Raw genomic sequence first — 13,837 nt, forward strand, 5'->3', positions numbered from 1 at the left:
ATGGAGGCGCATTATAGGGAGCTGCCGAGGAATGACAAGCGGAAATATGCATTTTTATTTCGACCGCTCACCTTTTCGCCAAAAAGGCTATTTCTGATGCTTTTTTATCTCTTTTGGCAGCTCTGCCAGACTATTAATCACCCAATCCGCTGCACTTTCTGCTTCTGGTGTTACGGGCTTACCGGTACGCACTAATATTTTGGTACCCACTCCCGCCGCTGCCGCTGCCTGCATATCTTCCAGCTTATCGCCCACCATATAAGAAGCAGCCATATCAATGTGCAAGAACTCCTGCGCAGAGTTAAACATGCCCGGATGCGGTTTACGGCAGTCACAGGTCTGACGATACTCTTCTACCGTTCCCTGCGGGTGGTGCGGGCAGTAGTAAATGCCATCAAGATCGACCCCACGATCGGCCAGCGACCAGTCCATCCATTCCGTCAGCGTCTCAAACTGCGCTTCGGTGAACTTACCACGCGCGATGCCGGACTGGTTCGTTACGACCACCAGCGCATAGCCCATCTCTTTTAGCTGGCGCATTGCCTCTATAACGCCGTCGATAAATTCGAATTCATCGATCTCATGCACATAACCGTGATCCACATTAATCGTGCCATCACGGTCGAGAAAAATTGCGGGTACTGATTTTGCCACCGGTTTGCTCCTGAAAAAGGCCTGTTGAGCTAGTATCTCATGAATCGCAGCGCAATAAAGTGCTCATCGTACAGAGTTGGATTGATTTAGACGTCTGGATGCCTTAACATCCGTTTTGTTTACGGTCATCACCCGTATCTGGCAGAAGAAAATGCCACGGCTAACTTACATACGATAAAAATAATCTAATGATTAAACTTTCCAATATCACCAAAGTGTTCCAGCAGGGGCACCGAACCATTCAGGCGCTGAACAACGTCAGCCTGCATGTTCCTGCTGGTCAAATTTATGGCGTCATTGGCGCATCGGGTGCGGGTAAAAGCACGCTGATCCGTTGTGTTAACCTGCTTGAGCGCCCAACCCAGGGCAGCGTAGAAGTAGGCGGTCAGGAACTTACCGCCCTTTCAGAAAAAGAACTCACCAAAGCGCGCCGTCAAATTGGCATGATCTTCCAGCACTTTAACCTGCTGGCTTCCCGCACGGTGTTCGGCAACGTCGCCTTACCGCTGGAGCTGGATAACACGCCGAAAGAAGAAGTGAAGCGTCGCGTTACCGAACTGCTCGACCTCGTGGGTCTGGGTGATAAGCATGATAGCTACCCGGCAAATCTGTCCGGTGGGCAGAAGCAGCGTGTTGCTATTGCTCGCGCGCTGGCCAGCAACCCAAAAGTACTGCTGTGCGACGAAGCTACCAGCGCACTGGATCCGGCCACCACACGTTCTATTCTGGAACTGCTGAAGGACATTAACCGTCGCCTGGGCCTGACGATCCTCCTTATTACGCACGAGATGGACGTGGTGAAACGCATCTGCGACTGCGTGGCGGTCATTAGCAACGGTGAACTGATCGAGCAAGACACGGTAAGCGAAGTATTTTCCCATCCGAAAACGCCGCTGGCGCAGCAGTTTATTCAGTCCACGCTGCATCTGGATATTCCAGAAGATTATCTGGAGCGTTTGAAAACCGAGGCAACGGCGGACAGCGTCCCGATGTTGCGTATGGAATTCACCGGTCAGTCCGTTGATGCCCCTCTGCTTTCCGAAACCGCGCGTCGCTTTAACGTGAACAACAACATTATTAGCGCGCAGATGGATTACGCCGGTGGCGTGAAGTTCGGCATCATGCTGACGGAAATGCACGGCACTCAAGAAGAAACCCAGACCGCAATCGCCTGGCTGCAAGAACATCATGTAAAAGTAGAGGTACTGGGTTATGTCTGAGCCGATGATGTGGCTACTGGTTCGCGGCGTTTGGGAAACGCTGGCAATGACCTTTGTATCGGGTTTCTTTGGTTTTGTGATTGGCCTGCCGGTAGGCGTACTGCTGTACGTGACGCGTCCGGGTCAAATCATTGAGAACGCAAAGCTCTACCGTACGCTCTCCGCGCTGGTGAATATCTTCCGTTCCATCCCGTTTATTATTCTGCTGGTGTGGATGATTCCGTTTACCCGCGTGATCGTCGGCACATCGATTGGTCTGCAGGCGGCTATCGTTCCGCTGACCGTAGGCGCTGCGCCGTTTATCGCCCGTATGGTGGAGAACGCCCTGCTGGAGATCCCAACCGGTTTGATTGAAGCTTCTCGTGCAATGGGGGCAACACCTATGCAGATCGTCCGCAAGGTTCTGCTGCCTGAAGCACTGCCGGGCCTGGTGAACGCGGCAACGATTACGCTTATTACTCTGGTAGGGTATTCCGCGATGGGCGGTGCAGTTGGCGCTGGCGGTTTAGGACAGATTGGTTATCAGTACGGCTATATTGGATATAACGCTACCGTGATGAACACCGTTCTGGTATTGCTGGTTGTTCTGGTTTACTTAATCCAGTTCTCTGGCGATCGCATCGTCCGGGCGGTTACTCACAAATAACGTTACACACAACACAAACTCGACGAGTTAAGGATAAAACATGGCGTTTAAATTAAAGACCTTTGCAGCAGTAGGCGCGCTGATTGGATCTCTGGCACTGGTGGGTTGCGGTCAGGACGAAAAAGATCCAAACCATATTAAAGTGGGCGTTATCGTAGGTGCAGAACAGCAGGTTGCTGAAGTTGCTCAGAAAGTGGCGAAAGAAAAATACGGTCTGGACGTTGAGCTCGTAACCTTCAACGATTACGTTCTGCCGAACGAAGCGCTGAGCAAAGGCGATATCGACGCCAACGCCTTCCAGCATAAGCCATACCTGGATCAGCAGATCAAAGATCGCGGCTATAAGCTGGTTGGCGTGGGTAACACCTTCGTCTACCCGATTGCAGGCTACTCCAAGAAAATTAAATCGCTGGACGAACTGCAGCCGGGTTCTCAGGTAGCCGTGCCTAACGATCCAACCAACCTCGGACGCTCCCTGCTGCTGCTGCAGAAAGTGGGCCTGATCAAACTGAAAGACGGCGTTGGCCTGCTGCCAACCGTTCTGGATGTCACCGAGAACCCGAAAAATCTGAAAATTGTTGAACTGGAAGCACCGCAGCTGCCGCGTTCTCTGGACGATGCGCAGATCGCCCTGGCCGTTATCAACACCACTTACGCCAGCCAGATTGGCCTGACACCAGCGAAAGACGGTATCTTCGTTGAAGATAAAGACTCTCCGTACGTTAACCTGATCGTGACTCGCGAAGATAACAAAGACGCGGAAAACGTGAAGAAGTTCGTCCAGGCCTATCAGTCAGACGAAGTTTACCAGGAAGCCAACAAAGTGTTTAACGGCGGCGCTGTTAAAGGCTGGTAATCTCACCTCAGTGTAATATCATCAGGACGGGCTTATGCCCGTCTTGTCATTTGTGCAGTCACCTGATTCAATATCTGACGTTTTGATTATCCATTGAGGAATTATTATGCGTGCTTTACCGATCTGTCTTTTAGCACTCATGCTGAGCGGCTGTTCTATGCTAAGCAGATCTCCTGTTGAACCCGTTCAAAGCACGGCAACCCCGCCAAAAACAGAGCCTGCAAAACCGAAAGTGGTTCGCCCTGCGCCGGTTCGCATTATCACCAAGGCTGACGAACTGGTCGGCAAACCGTTCCGTGAACTGGGTGAAGTGAGCGGTGAATCCTGTCAGGCAACCAATCAGGACTCTCCACCGAATATCCCGACTGCGCGTAAACGCATGCAGATTAACGCCGCAAAAATGAAAGCTAACGCGGTGCTGCTGCACAGCTGCGAAGTCACCAGCGGCACGCCGGGCTGCTACCGTCAGGCGGTTTGCATCGGTTCTGCGCTGAACATTACGGCGAAATGAGTGCATTTCAGTTTGAGCAAATAGGCGTTATCCACTCTCCGTATAAAGAGAAGTTCGCCGTGCCCCGCCAGCCCGGTCTGGTCACCAGCGGCAGCGGCGAGCTTCATCTTCAGGCACCTTATAACCAGGCCGATGCGGTACGCGGGCTCGAGTCTTTCAGTCACTTATGGGTGGTATTTGTTTTTCACCAGACAATGGAAGGCGGCTGGCGTCCCACCGTGCGTCCCCCGCGCCTGGGCGGAAATGCGAGAATGGGCGTGTTTGCGACTCGTTCGACCTTCCGCCCCAATCCGATCGGGATGTCGCTGGTTGAACTGAAAGGCATACGTTGCCAGAAGGATCAGGTCATCCTTGAGCTGGGCAGCCTGGACCTGGTTGACGGCACGCCAGTTATCGACATTAAACCCTATTTGCCTTTCGCCGAATCCCTCCCGAATGCGCGTGCAAGCTACGCTCAGGACGCACCGCAGGCGGATATGCCAGTCTCGTTTACGCCTGAGATAGCCTTACAGCTGGGTCAGCTGGAGAAACGCTATCCTCGCTTACGGCATTTCATCACTGAAGTTCTGGCACAGGACCCCCGTCCGGCCTACCGTAAAGAAGAGGAAGCAGGAAAGACGTACGCCGTCTGGCTGCTGGATTTTAACGTGCGCTGGCGCGTCACTGGGGCAGGTTTCGAAGTGTTTGCCCTTGAACCCAGGTAATTTTGTTCTCCTCTCTTTTGGCATCTTTGCCACACTGGTAAACTAAACCACTTTTTTTGTGTCAGGCTGGCGTTTCAGCCTGTTCCAATCGTCGAAATGGAACCGTAACAACATGCGTACTAGCCAATATCTGCTCTCCACTCTGAAGGAGACACCTGCCGACGCCGAAGTAATCAGCCATCAGCTGATGCTGCGCGCCGGGATGATCCGCAAGCTGGCCTCCGGGTTATACACCTGGCTGCCGACCGGCGTGCGCGTCCTGAAAAAAGTCGAAAACATCGTGCGTGAAGAGATGAACAACGCCGGTGCTATCGAGGTGTCCATGCCCGTGGTTCAGCCCGCTGACCTGTGGCAGGAGAGCGGTCGTTGGGAGCAATATGGCCCAGAACTGCTGCGCTTCGTCGATCGCGGCGAGCGTCCGTTCGTTCTCGGTCCAACGCATGAAGAAGTCATTACCGATCTGATTCGTAATGAGCTGAGCTCTTACAAACAGCTGCCGCTGAACTTCTTCCAGATCCAGACCAAGTTCCGTGACGAAGTGCGCCCACGTTTCGGCGTGATGCGCTCTCGCGAATTCCTGATGAAAGATGCCTACTCTTTCCATACGTCACAGGAATCGCTGCAAGAGACCTACGACAAAATGTACGAGGCTTACAGCAAAATCTTCTCCCGCATGGGTCTGGATTTCCGCGCTGTGCAGGCTGATACCGGCTCCATCGGCGGTAGCGCGTCCCATGAGTTCCAGGTTCTGGCGCAGAGCGGTGAAGACGATGTGATCTTCTCTGACTCTTCAGACTACGCGGCGAACATCGAATTTGCAGAAGCGCTGGCACCAAAAGAACCTCGCGGCGCGGCAACGCAAGAGATGACGCTGGTTGATACGCCAAATGCGAAAACCATCGCCGAGCTGGTTGAGCAGTTCAGTCTGCCAGTCGAAAAAACCGTGAAAACGCTGCTGGTGAAATCCACCGAAGGCAGCGCTTACCCGCTGGTTGCCCTGCTGGTGCGTGGCGATCATGAACTGAACGAAGTGAAAGCGGAAAAGCTGCCGCAGGTCGCCAGCCCGTTGACGTTCGCCACGGAAGCGGAAATCCGCGCCGTCGTGAATGCCGGCCCAGGCTCTCTCGGTCCGGTGAATATGCCGGTTCCTGTCGTTATTGACCGCACGGTTGCTGCAATGAGCGACTTCTCCGCGGGTGCTAACATCGACGGTAAACATTACTTCGGCATCAACTGGGATCGCGACGTAGCGACCCCAGAAGTGGCAGACATCCGTAACGTGGTTGCAGGCGACCCAAGCCCGGACGGCCAGGGTACGCTGATGATCAAGCGCGGTATCGAAGTGGGCCACATCTTCCAGCTGGGTGATAAATACTCTCGTGCGCTGAACGCCGCCGTTCAGGGTGAAGATGGCCGTAACCAGATCCTGACCATGGGCTGCTACGGTATCGGGGTAACGCGCGTGGTGGCTGCGGCCATCGAGCAGAACTACGACGAGCGCGGCATCGTCTGGCCGGACAACATCGCGCCGTTCCAGGTGGCCATTCTGCCAATGAACATGCACAAGTCTTACCGCGTGCAGGAGCTGGCCGAGAAGCTGTACGCCGAGCTGCGCGCTCAGGGTATCGAAGTGCTGATGGATGACCGTAAAGAGCGTCCGGGCGTGATGTTTGCCGATATGGAACTGATCGGTATCCCGCACACCGTCGTCATCGGCGACCGTAACCTCGACAGCGATGAGATTGAATACAAATACCGTCGCAGCGGCGAAAAACAGATGATCAAGACCGGCGATATTCTTGATTACCTGGTGAAAGCCGTCAAAGGCTAAACAAAAAACCCCGCTCTGGCGGGGTTTTTTAATGGCTCAACGTCAATTTATTTACTGTTACAGTCTTTACCCGCGACAAACTTCGCGTCTTTATCTGCCACCAGCGTTTTCACCATCTCCCCGCTATCCGGGTTTGGCTCCAGCGTAAAGTGACCATCAACCGTCAGCAATACCGGCTTGCTGTCATTGCCGCGCGCCACGGCGTAATCACGTTCAAGCTGCGCATTGTTTGCCACGCTGACTTTCTTACCGGTAGCGCAGTCAGTAAAGATCGCCGCATCCGCCATATAGAAATACATCCCCCGCATCGCCATTGGCGTGGCTGGCAACGCCGCTTTCACCGGCGTCAGCGTGTAGTTGAGCTGGGATTCAATCGGATTGCCTTCCCGGTCGAGCATTTCCATGTTCTCACCTTTAGGGCGGAACCAGGTTTTGTCACCGGAGGTATCCGTCAGGACCAGCTTCTCCGCCGTACGCGCCCATGTCCCGTAGGTGGCAAATGAAGAGGGTTCTTTCGCGCCCTGGTAGCGCTGGTTCATCACCCAGGTACCGTCTTTTTGCAGGAACAGTGACGTTTCAATGCCTTCGCAGTCCGCGCAAGGCAATACGCCGCGCCAGCTCTGCTGCATTGGCTTTAACTCTTCATTCTGCGCTGGCTGCAAAACCTGCGTTTCAGAACGGTTGTTACACCCGAAAAGCGCAAACAATGTACTCACTGCCAGCGCTGAAAATAATGCTTTTTTCACAATGAATTCCTTATGAAAATTGTGTTCCCTTTCGTCACTCCATCGGGCGACGAACTTTACCGCGTAATGCTTTCACTGTGGATTTTTGGGCTTTCGAGGACAGCCGACGCTCTTTCGATGCGCGGGTTGGCCGCGTTGCCCGGCGGCTTTTTTGTACTGCCGTTAACTCTTTGATGACCGCCACCAGCCTGGCTAGCGCCGCTTCCCGGTTTAATTCCTGGCTGCGGTACTCCTGGGCTTTGATCACAATCACGCCATCGCTGGTGATCAGATGATGGCTGGCGGCAAGCAGACTTTCTTTATAATACTCTGGCAGGCTTGAGGCCCGAATGTCAAAACGCAAATGGATAGCCGTCGACGCCTTGTTGACGTGCTGCCCGCCCGCGCCCTGAGCACGGATGGCGGCGATCTCCAGCTCGCTATCAGGGATGCTGACGCTTCGGGACAAGACGATCATGGCGCAGGCTGCCAGGCTGTCAGATGAATTTCCAGATTATTCTGAGAATCTGAAAGCCAGATGGCTCCGTCCTGAATCGTTGCCTGTAACACCATAGTCCGGCTGGCGAACTCGCTCAGCTGCGCCAGCTGTTCATCATCCAGATACCAGACGGCGAGATTTTTAAACTGCGCGCATTTATTCTTATTTTGCTGCCACCAAATCTCCGCCGCGCGCTGGTTATAGGCGAATAACGCCACTTCCGCAGACTGAGTACACGCCTTTTTAATCCTGCGCTCGTCCGGCAGACCGAGTTCAATCCATAAATCGATCCCCAGATGGTCGTTGCGCAGCCAGGCTTCAGGCTCGTCTTCCGCGCTTAACCCACGGGTAAACTGCAGACGTTCATCAGCATACTTAATCCACGCCAGCAGGCGCAGCATCATACGCTCCTGTGTTTCGGAGGGGTGGCGTGCCAGCGTAAGCGACGCGTCCAGAAACTGGTTGCGATCAAGATCGGCCACGTTGACCACTGCTTTATAAATTGTCGCTTTCAGCGCCATGAGAGAACTCCATTCGAATCAGCCGCACATTGTAGCGAAAACGGAGGCAAAAGGCTGTTACGGAGTAATAAATACACCGCTATCAAGGCGCTGATATTGCTTAAATGAGTATGGTATAGTCACCTTGCTAAACCGAGTTTATCTTCGTAGGCTTAATGATATCTCACAGTAAGTCAGTGCGCTGGCGGGAGGGGATGTGAATAATTATTGTGAGTTAATTCGCAAACGGTATGCGGAAATCGCCAGCGGAGATCTGGGGTATGTCCCGGACGCGTTGGGCTGTGTATTGAAGGTGCTTAATGAAGTGGCCTCTGATGAGAGCCTTTCAGAGTCGGTCAGGGAAAAAGCAGCGTATGCTGCGGCGAATTTACTGGTGAGCGATTATGTCGATGAATGATACTTATCAACCCATCAATTGTGATGACTATGACAACCTCGAACTCGCCTGCCAGCATCATTTAATACTGACGCTGGAGCTAAAAGATGGCGAAGTGTTGAAGGCGAAGGCCAGCGATCTGCTTTCACGCAAGAATGTGGAATACCTGGTCGTGGAAGATGCCGGTGCGACGCGCGAGCTGCGTCTGGACAAAATAGCCAGCTTCAGCCACCCGCAAATCGGCACCGTCGTGGTGAGCGAATCCTGATGACATTAACGGGCAGCCGGGCTGCCCGTTACGCTTTCCGCCACTCGAAGCTGGCACCCTCTTCTGTCCACCCCTCTTCCGTGATGAACACCCCTGCAGCAGCAATCAGCGTTTCACCGTAGAACAGCAGCGGCGTGGTGTCGCGCAGCCACGGCGGCACGTTGTACTCCTGCCATATCTTTTTCAGCTTCCGTCCCCCGTTGCGTCCGACGATATGCAGCAAGCCGCCAGCCTTAAAGCGCACGCTGACGGGTTCTCCGGGCTTTGGCAGACGCACATGGCCAGTCGACATCAGAGAGACACTCCCCGCGTCCTGGGGCAATATCAGCGGTGCCTCTGGTGAGGTCCAGTCAAGCACCACATCGGTCAGCGAGGGGGAGTATTTTACCCACCAGAGTTTGCCTTTATAGCGTCTGACCTCATATCCACTCAGGTGTACGCAGGGGGAAGCATCTTCCCGCGCCTGCGCGACTTCGTCCCAGATACGGCTAAGCATTGCCCGCGACGGCATCGCAGCATGATGAGTGGCGAGCCAGCGACGTAACAGCGCGGCCCGACGCGCCGGGCTTATCGCCTCCAGAGGCGCAATTGCCAGCGCACCGTCTTCTGAAATGAGGTCAGACAGCTCCTCGCTGAGTAACTCATCCAGCAGGCTTTCCTGTTCGGCACACAGCATGGCGCTTCTTGCCGTCGCGTCGGCGAAATGCGGCCAGCGCTCGCTTAAAAGCGGGAGGATGCGCAGACGCAGGAAGTTACGATCGTAGCTATCGTCCTGGTTGCTCTCATCTTCGATCCAGCTCAGCTGATGTTCCCGCGCCCAGGCTTCCAGCGACGCGCGTGTCTCGCCAAGCAACGGCCGTAATAATTGCGTTCCGGCAAAATCAGAACGTGCCGGCATGGCGGAAAGCCCCGCGGGTCCGCTGCCACGCTTAAGCGCCAGCAAAAAAGTTTCGCACTGATCGTCCAGATGCTGCGCAGTGACCAGCGCTTCGCCGGGCAGCAATACGCCTGCAAAAGCGGTATAGCGGGCTTTACGCGCCTGCGCCTCAATACCCAATCCTTCATCAGCAAGCGTGACGCGCTCAACGATGAGCGGGATAGCCCACGCCTCACACAAGGCTTCACAGTGCTCCACCCAATCCTCTGCATGACGGCTTAGTCCGTGGTGGATATGTATAGCCCGAAGCTGGACGCCAGGGTCCCGGTCGCGCCAGAGCTTAAGGCGATGTAGCAACACGGTGGAATCCAGGCCACCGCTAAACCCCACCAGCAGCTGGCGGTACGGTGAAACGGCTTGTGCGATAGCGGGTAAGGTCATAGGAAATTACACATAAAAAATGCCCGAACTGAGCGGGCATTATCACACAGGACAAACATTACTGCTGGTAAAGCTCCAGCGGCAGGCCGTCCGGATCGTTAAAAAAGGTAAACCGCTTGTTGGTAAACGGATCGACGCGAATCGCTTCACAGGCCACGCCGTGGGCTTCCAGATGTTTTACTGCGCTATCAAGGTCATCAACGCTGAAAGCCAGATGACGCAGGCCGCAGGCTTCCGGGCGGGACGGACGCGAAGGCGGGAAAGGAAAAGAGAACAGCTCAATCACATACTTCCCGTTTAGCGCGAGATCGCCCTTCCAGGAGTCACGCTCCTCGCGGTAGGCCTCGCTCATGAGCGTAAAGCCAAGAATGTCGCAGTAGAAGGCCTTACTTTTCGCATAATCGGTGGCGATGATCGCAATATGGTGAACCGCTTTTAAACCCAGCATAGCTTCTCCTTTTTATGATGCCTGAACGTTACAACCTAAAACCCACACCTGGCAAGCGGTCACCTTTATTTTAGGACTCGCACCCAGTACACGCCGTTTTCATCGCGTTTCGTGCCGTGGATATCCGTTTCAAAGCCTGGATAGTGACGTCCTACCGAACAGAGCATCAGCAGAAAATCGAGCACCGCCCGGCTCTCCTCGGTGATCATCTCACCCGGCATCAGCAGCGGCACGCCCGGCGGATACGGCAGGATCATGTTGGCCGATACCCGCCCGACCAGATTTTCCAGCTCAACGGTTTCGACTTCGCCTTTCACCTGCCGCTGCCAGGCCTTGTGCGGCGTCAGCTTCATGTCAGGCAGGACGTCAAACGCCTGGAGCATCAGGCGCGGCAGATCGTGCTGGCGGATCAGCCGGTGGATCCCCTGGGCCAGATCCTGAATGCGCATGTTGCGGTAAAAGTCAGGATCTTCCGCGTAGAGATCCGGCAGCATGTTCCTCACCCGCAGGTTGAGATCGTAGGCGCGCTTGAACTCCATCAGCCCGCGGAGCAACCCCATCGCCCGTGTTTTATCGATCCCGATGCTGAACAGGAACAGCAGATTGTAAGGACCGGTCTTCTCCACCACCACGCCGCGCTCGTCAAGGAACTTCGCCACCAGTGCGGCAGGGATCCCCTCCTCGCCCATTACGCCCTGTTCGTCCATCCCCGGCGTCAGGATCGTCACCTTCACAGGATCGAGAAACATGTGGTCCGCATCGGCATCCCGGAAGCCGTGCCAGCTCTCTCCCGGCGCGACGGGCCAGCACTCCGCCTCGTCGATCTCTTCCGGCTGCCAGATATCGAAGAACCAGCCGTCGGCCTCATCCTTCAGCCGCTGGACCTCTTTACGGAAATGCAGCGCCCGTTCCACCGAGCGGTTAATCAGGCGTTTACCCGGATTGCCGCGCAGCATCGCCGCCGCCGTCTCGATAGAGGCCACCAGCGGATAGCTCGGTGAGGTGGTGGTGTGCATCATAAAGGCTTCGTTAAACGTATCCTCGTCGTACTCGCCTTTAATATGGATTAACGAAGCCTGCGAAAACGCGGCCAGCATTTTGTGCGTCGACTGCGTTTCGAAAAAGACCTTGCCCGGCACGCGCTCGCCGCTCATCCCGCTTTTGCCCGAGTAAATCGGGTGGAAGTTGGTATAGGGCACCCACGCGGAATCGAAGTGGATCGACGGTACGTCCAGCGTCTGCTTGATCCAGTTCGTGTTATACAGCAGACCGTCATAGGTGGAGTTGGTGATTACCGCATGGACAGGCCAGCTTGCGTCTGGGATCGCCGCAACCTTACTTTCGATGGCCTGGTGCGTGAACTCCCGGCGCGGAATGCCGCCGAGGATACCGAGCGCGTTACGCGTGGGTGACAGCCAGATCGGAACGACGTCGCTCATCATCAGCAGGTGCGCCAGCGACTTGTGGCAGTTCCGGTCAATCAGCAGGGTGCTGCCGGCAGGCGCGGCGTACATCCCGACGATTTTGTTCGAGGTCGAGGTGCCGTTGGTCACCATATAGCTCTGCTCGGCGCCAAAGGTGCGGGCGATATACTCTTCAGCTTCAAGATGTGGGCCGGTATGATCCAGAAGAGAACCTAACTCGGTCACTGAAATCGACACGTCTGCTTTCAGGGTGTTGCCGCCGAAGAAATCGTAGAACAGGCACCCCACCGGGCTTTTTTGATAGGCCGTTCCGGCCATGTGTCCCGGCGTACAGAAGGTGTATTTCCCCTCTTTCACATAGGTGAACAGCGCGCGCGTAAACGGCGGCGTGATGTTATCCAGGTATTCACCGGTGTACTGCTGAATGCGGGTCGCAATGTCCTCGGCCACGCCGAGCGAGTATTCGAAGAACCACAGCGCCATGCGCATATCGTGCGCGCTGACGTCCATGGTCGAGTGAGTGTTGATAAAGGCGTAGAGCGGAAGGTATTCATTCAGCCTGTTGATCTCGCTGCACAGCTCCATGTCGTATTCGTCCCAGTCGAATATCACGCCACAGATGCGCGGATTATGTTCGATGAATTTCAGCAGATCGGCGCTGTTTTGCGGCCAGATTAGCTGATATCCGCGTGCTTTAAGAGCTTGCTCCAGCTCCTTGATGGGCTCGTCTTTATAAAAGACGCCGTGTGGCCCCATGATGGCAATGATGTTCATGGTTTACCTCCTTGAAATCATCAGATAAGCATAGTTAAGGTAAACGGCAGGTATAAAAAAAGCCGCAACAATGTGCGGCTTTTCAGATAATTGTGAAGCTTACGCGTAACCGTAGGTCATCAGACGCTGGTAACGACGGTTGAGCAGGTCTTCTTTGCTCAGGACGTCCAGATCGGCCAGGTCGGCCAGCAACTGTGCTTTCAGGGAAGCAGCCATCACTTCCGGCTTACGATGCGCGCCGCCCAGAGGCTCCGGGATAACGGTGTCGATCAGCTTCAGCTCTTTCAGACGCGGCGCAATGATGCCCATCGCTTCAGCGGCCAGCGGCGCTTTGTCGGCGCTTTTCCACAGAATGGACGCACAGCCTTCCGGGGAGATAACGGAATAGGTGCTGTACTGCAGCATATTCACTTTATCGCCCACGCCAATCGCCAGCGCACCGCCAGAACCACCCTCACCGATAACGGTACAGATGACCGGTACCTTCAGACGAGACATCTCGCGCAGGTTGCGTGCGATGGCTTCAGACTGGCCGCGCTCTTCCGCGCCTACGCCTGGGTATGCACCCGGCGTGTCGATGAAGGTGATGATTGGCATATTGAAACGCTCAGCCATCTCCATCAGACGCAGGGCCTTACGGTAACCTTCTGGTGCTGGCATACCGAAGTTACGACGGATCTTCTCTTTGGTTTCACGGCCTTTCTGGTGACCAATGATCATCACCGGACGTCCATCCAGACGCGCGATGCCGCCAACGATAGCTTTATCGTCAGCGTATGCGCGGTCGCCTGCCAGTTCGTCAAATTCGTCAAACGCCAGGCGGACATAATCCAGGGTGTACGGACGCTGCGGATGACGCGCAAGCTGCGCGATCTGCCATGCGCCGAGATCGGCAAAGATTTTGCGCGTCAACTCTACGCTTTTTTCGCGCAGACGATGCACTTCTTCGTCGATGTTAATATCCAGTTTTTCATCCTGACGGCTTACCGCTGTCAGAGAATCGATTTTCGCTTCCAGCTCAGCAATCGGCTGTTCGAAATCAAGGAAATTCAGACTCATAGT

At 54.9% G+C, this 13,837-nt stretch carries 16 protein-coding genes; 8 read left to right on the plus strand and 8 right to left on the minus strand.

The annotated features are described in order from the left end of the window. Positions 1 to 87: 87 nt before the first annotated feature. Complete coding sequence (gene gmhB / locus INF77_RS01355) at positions 88 to 654, minus strand: D-glycero-beta-D-manno-heptose 1,7-bisphosphate 7-phosphatase (protein WP_028015601.1); 567 nt, start codon at positions 652 to 654, stop codon at positions 88 to 90. 188 nt (positions 655 to 842) lie between these two features. Between gmhB and metN the strand changes: the two genes are divergently transcribed. From metN to proS, 6 genes are all read left to right on the plus strand, one after another. Beyond that, positions 843 to 1,874: a methionine ABC transporter ATP-binding protein MetN gene (gene metN / locus INF77_RS01360; RefSeq protein WP_193532814.1), complete on the plus strand. Its 1,032-nt coding sequence runs from the start codon at positions 843 to 845 to the stop codon at positions 1,872 to 1,874. Continuing rightward, positions 1,867 to 2,520 carry a methionine ABC transporter permease MetI gene (locus INF77_RS01365; RefSeq protein ID WP_003856130.1) on the plus strand — a complete coding sequence of 218 codons (654 nt, stop codon included), beginning with the start codon at positions 1,867 to 1,869 and terminating at the stop codon, positions 2,518 to 2,520. Before metN ends, INF77_RS01365 begins: the two co-directional genes overlap by 8 nt. 40 nt (positions 2,521 to 2,560) lie before the next feature. Then, positions 2,561 to 3,376 carry a methionine ABC transporter substrate-binding lipoprotein MetQ gene (gene metQ / locus INF77_RS01370; RefSeq protein WP_014168729.1) on the plus strand — a complete coding sequence of 272 codons (816 nt, stop codon included), beginning with the start codon at positions 2,561 to 2,563 and terminating at the stop codon, positions 3,374 to 3,376. A gap of 106 nt (positions 3,377 to 3,482) precedes the next feature. Further along, positions 3,483 to 3,887, plus strand: a complete 405-nt coding sequence (rcsF, locus tag INF77_RS01375) for an Rcs stress response system protein RcsF (RefSeq protein ID WP_008501883.1) — start codon at positions 3,483 to 3,485, stop codon at positions 3,885 to 3,887. Continuing rightward, positions 3,884 to 4,591 (plus strand): tRNA (N6-threonylcarbamoyladenosine(37)-N6)-methyltransferase TrmO, encoded by a 708-nt coding sequence (gene tsaA / locus INF77_RS01380; protein WP_193532815.1) that lies wholly within the window; start codon positions 3,884 to 3,886, stop codon positions 4,589 to 4,591. The genes rcsF and tsaA overlap by 4 nt, the downstream gene beginning before the upstream one ends. A gap of 112 nt (positions 4,592 to 4,703) precedes the next feature. Further along, positions 4,704 to 6,422 carry a proline--tRNA ligase gene (gene proS, locus INF77_RS01385; protein WP_041911180.1) on the plus strand — a complete coding sequence of 573 codons (1,719 nt, stop codon included), beginning with the start codon at positions 4,704 to 4,706 and terminating at the stop codon, positions 6,420 to 6,422. Positions 6,423 to 6,469: 47 nt separating this feature from the next. On the opposite strand, the gene nlpE is transcribed toward proS, so the two are convergent. Genes nlpE through INF77_RS01400 form a run of 3 tightly spaced genes read right to left on the minus strand, consistent with a single transcriptional unit; the run spans position 6,470 to position 8,167 of the window. Further along, entirely contained in the window at positions 6,470 to 7,168 is a 699-nt protein-coding gene (nlpE, locus tag INF77_RS01390) for an envelope stress response activation lipoprotein NlpE (RefSeq protein ID WP_048960338.1), read from the minus strand. A gap of 34 nt (positions 7,169 to 7,202) precedes the next feature. Then, complete coding sequence (arfB, locus tag INF77_RS01395; protein ID WP_028015595.1) at positions 7,203 to 7,625, minus strand: alternative ribosome rescue aminoacyl-tRNA hydrolase ArfB; 423 nt, start codon at positions 7,623 to 7,625, stop codon at positions 7,203 to 7,205. Beyond that, positions 7,622 to 8,167, minus strand: coding sequence for a YaeQ family protein (locus tag INF77_RS01400; protein ID WP_193532816.1), 546 nt, complete (start codon positions 8,165 to 8,167; stop codon positions 7,622 to 7,624). Before INF77_RS01400 ends, arfB begins: the two co-directional genes overlap by 4 nt. A gap of 196 nt (positions 8,168 to 8,363) precedes the next feature. Here INF77_RS01400 and INF77_RS01405 point away from each other — a divergent pair, with 196 nt between their 5' ends. Both INF77_RS01405 and rof read left to right on the plus strand, forming a co-directional pair. Next, entirely contained in the window at positions 8,364 to 8,564 is a 201-nt protein-coding gene (locus tag INF77_RS01405) for a YaeP family protein (RefSeq protein ID WP_008501889.1), read from the plus strand. Further along, the gene (rof, locus tag INF77_RS01410) at positions 8,551 to 8,811 is read left to right on the plus strand and encodes a Rho-binding antiterminator (protein ID WP_028015593.1); all 261 of its coding nucleotides are present in this window, start codon (positions 8,551 to 8,553) and stop codon (positions 8,809 to 8,811) included. The genes INF77_RS01405 and rof overlap by 14 nt, the downstream gene beginning before the upstream one ends. Before the next feature lie 28 nt (positions 8,812 to 8,839). Here the strand turns inward: rof and tilS are convergent, their stop codons facing one another. From tilS to accA, 4 genes are all read right to left on the minus strand, one after another. Continuing rightward, entirely contained in the window at positions 8,840 to 10,129 is a 1,290-nt protein-coding gene (tilS, locus tag INF77_RS01415) for a tRNA lysidine(34) synthetase TilS (RefSeq protein ID WP_193532817.1), read from the minus strand. 58 nt (positions 10,130 to 10,187) lie between these two features. Beyond that, positions 10,188 to 10,577, minus strand: a complete 390-nt coding sequence (locus INF77_RS01420) for a VOC family protein (RefSeq protein WP_193532818.1) — start codon at positions 10,575 to 10,577, stop codon at positions 10,188 to 10,190. A 65-nt stretch (positions 10,578 to 10,642) separates the two neighbouring features. After that, positions 10,643 to 12,775: a lysine decarboxylase LdcC gene (locus INF77_RS01425; RefSeq protein ID WP_193532819.1), complete on the minus strand. Its 2,133-nt coding sequence runs from the start codon at positions 12,773 to 12,775 to the stop codon at positions 10,643 to 10,645. A 99-nt stretch (positions 12,776 to 12,874) separates the two neighbouring features. Further along, on the minus strand, positions 12,875 to 13,834 hold the full coding sequence (accA, locus tag INF77_RS01430; RefSeq protein WP_013095666.1) for an acetyl-CoA carboxylase carboxyl transferase subunit alpha: 960 nt from the start codon (positions 13,832 to 13,834) through the stop codon (positions 12,875 to 12,877). Positions 13,835 to 13,837 lie beyond the last annotated feature (3 nt).

It is taken from the genome of Enterobacter cloacae complex sp. P1B, from assembly GCF_014982345.1.
GTDB lineage: Bacteria > Pseudomonadota > Gammaproteobacteria > Enterobacterales > Enterobacteriaceae > Enterobacter > Enterobacter bugandensis.

Excerpts from the sequence above, each read along its gene's own strand:
- metN (WP_193532814.1), top strand. The coding sequence starts at position 843 with ATGATTAAACTTTCCAATATCACCAAAGTGTTCCAGCAGGGGCACCGA.
- INF77_RS01365 (WP_003856130.1), top strand. The coding sequence starts at position 1,867 with ATGTCTGAGCCGATGATGTGGCTACTGGTTCGCGGCGTTTGGGAAACG.
- metQ (WP_014168729.1), top strand. The coding sequence starts at position 2,561 with ATGGCGTTTAAATTAAAGACCTTTGCAGCAGTAGGCGCGCTGATTGGA.
- rcsF (WP_008501883.1), top strand. The coding sequence starts at position 3,483 with ATGCGTGCTTTACCGATCTGTCTTTTAGCACTCATGCTGAGCGGCTGT.
- tsaA (WP_193532815.1), top strand. The coding sequence starts at position 3,884 with ATGAGTGCATTTCAGTTTGAGCAAATAGGCGTTATCCACTCTCCGTAT.
- proS (WP_041911180.1), top strand. The coding sequence starts at position 4,704 with ATGCGTACTAGCCAATATCTGCTCTCCACTCTGAAGGAGACACCTGCC.
- arfB (WP_028015595.1), bottom strand. The coding sequence starts at position 7,625 with ATGATCGTCTTGTCCCGAAGCGTCAGCATCCCTGATAGCGAGCTGGAG.
- INF77_RS01400 (WP_193532816.1), bottom strand. The coding sequence starts at position 8,167 with ATGGCGCTGAAAGCGACAATTTATAAAGCAGTGGTCAACGTGGCCGAT.
- rof (WP_028015593.1), top strand. The coding sequence starts at position 8,551 with ATGTCGATGAATGATACTTATCAACCCATCAATTGTGATGACTATGAC.
- tilS (WP_193532817.1), bottom strand. The coding sequence starts at position 10,129 with ATGACCTTACCCGCTATCGCACAAGCCGTTTCACCGTACCGCCAGCTG.
- INF77_RS01420 (WP_193532818.1), bottom strand. The coding sequence starts at position 10,577 with ATGCTGGGTTTAAAAGCGGTTCACCATATTGCGATCATCGCCACCGAT.
- INF77_RS01425 (WP_193532819.1), bottom strand. The coding sequence starts at position 12,775 with ATGAACATCATTGCCATCATGGGGCCACACGGCGTCTTTTATAAAGAC.
- accA (WP_013095666.1), bottom strand. The coding sequence starts at position 13,834 with ATGAGTCTGAATTTCCTTGATTTCGAACAGCCGATTGCTGAGCTGGAA.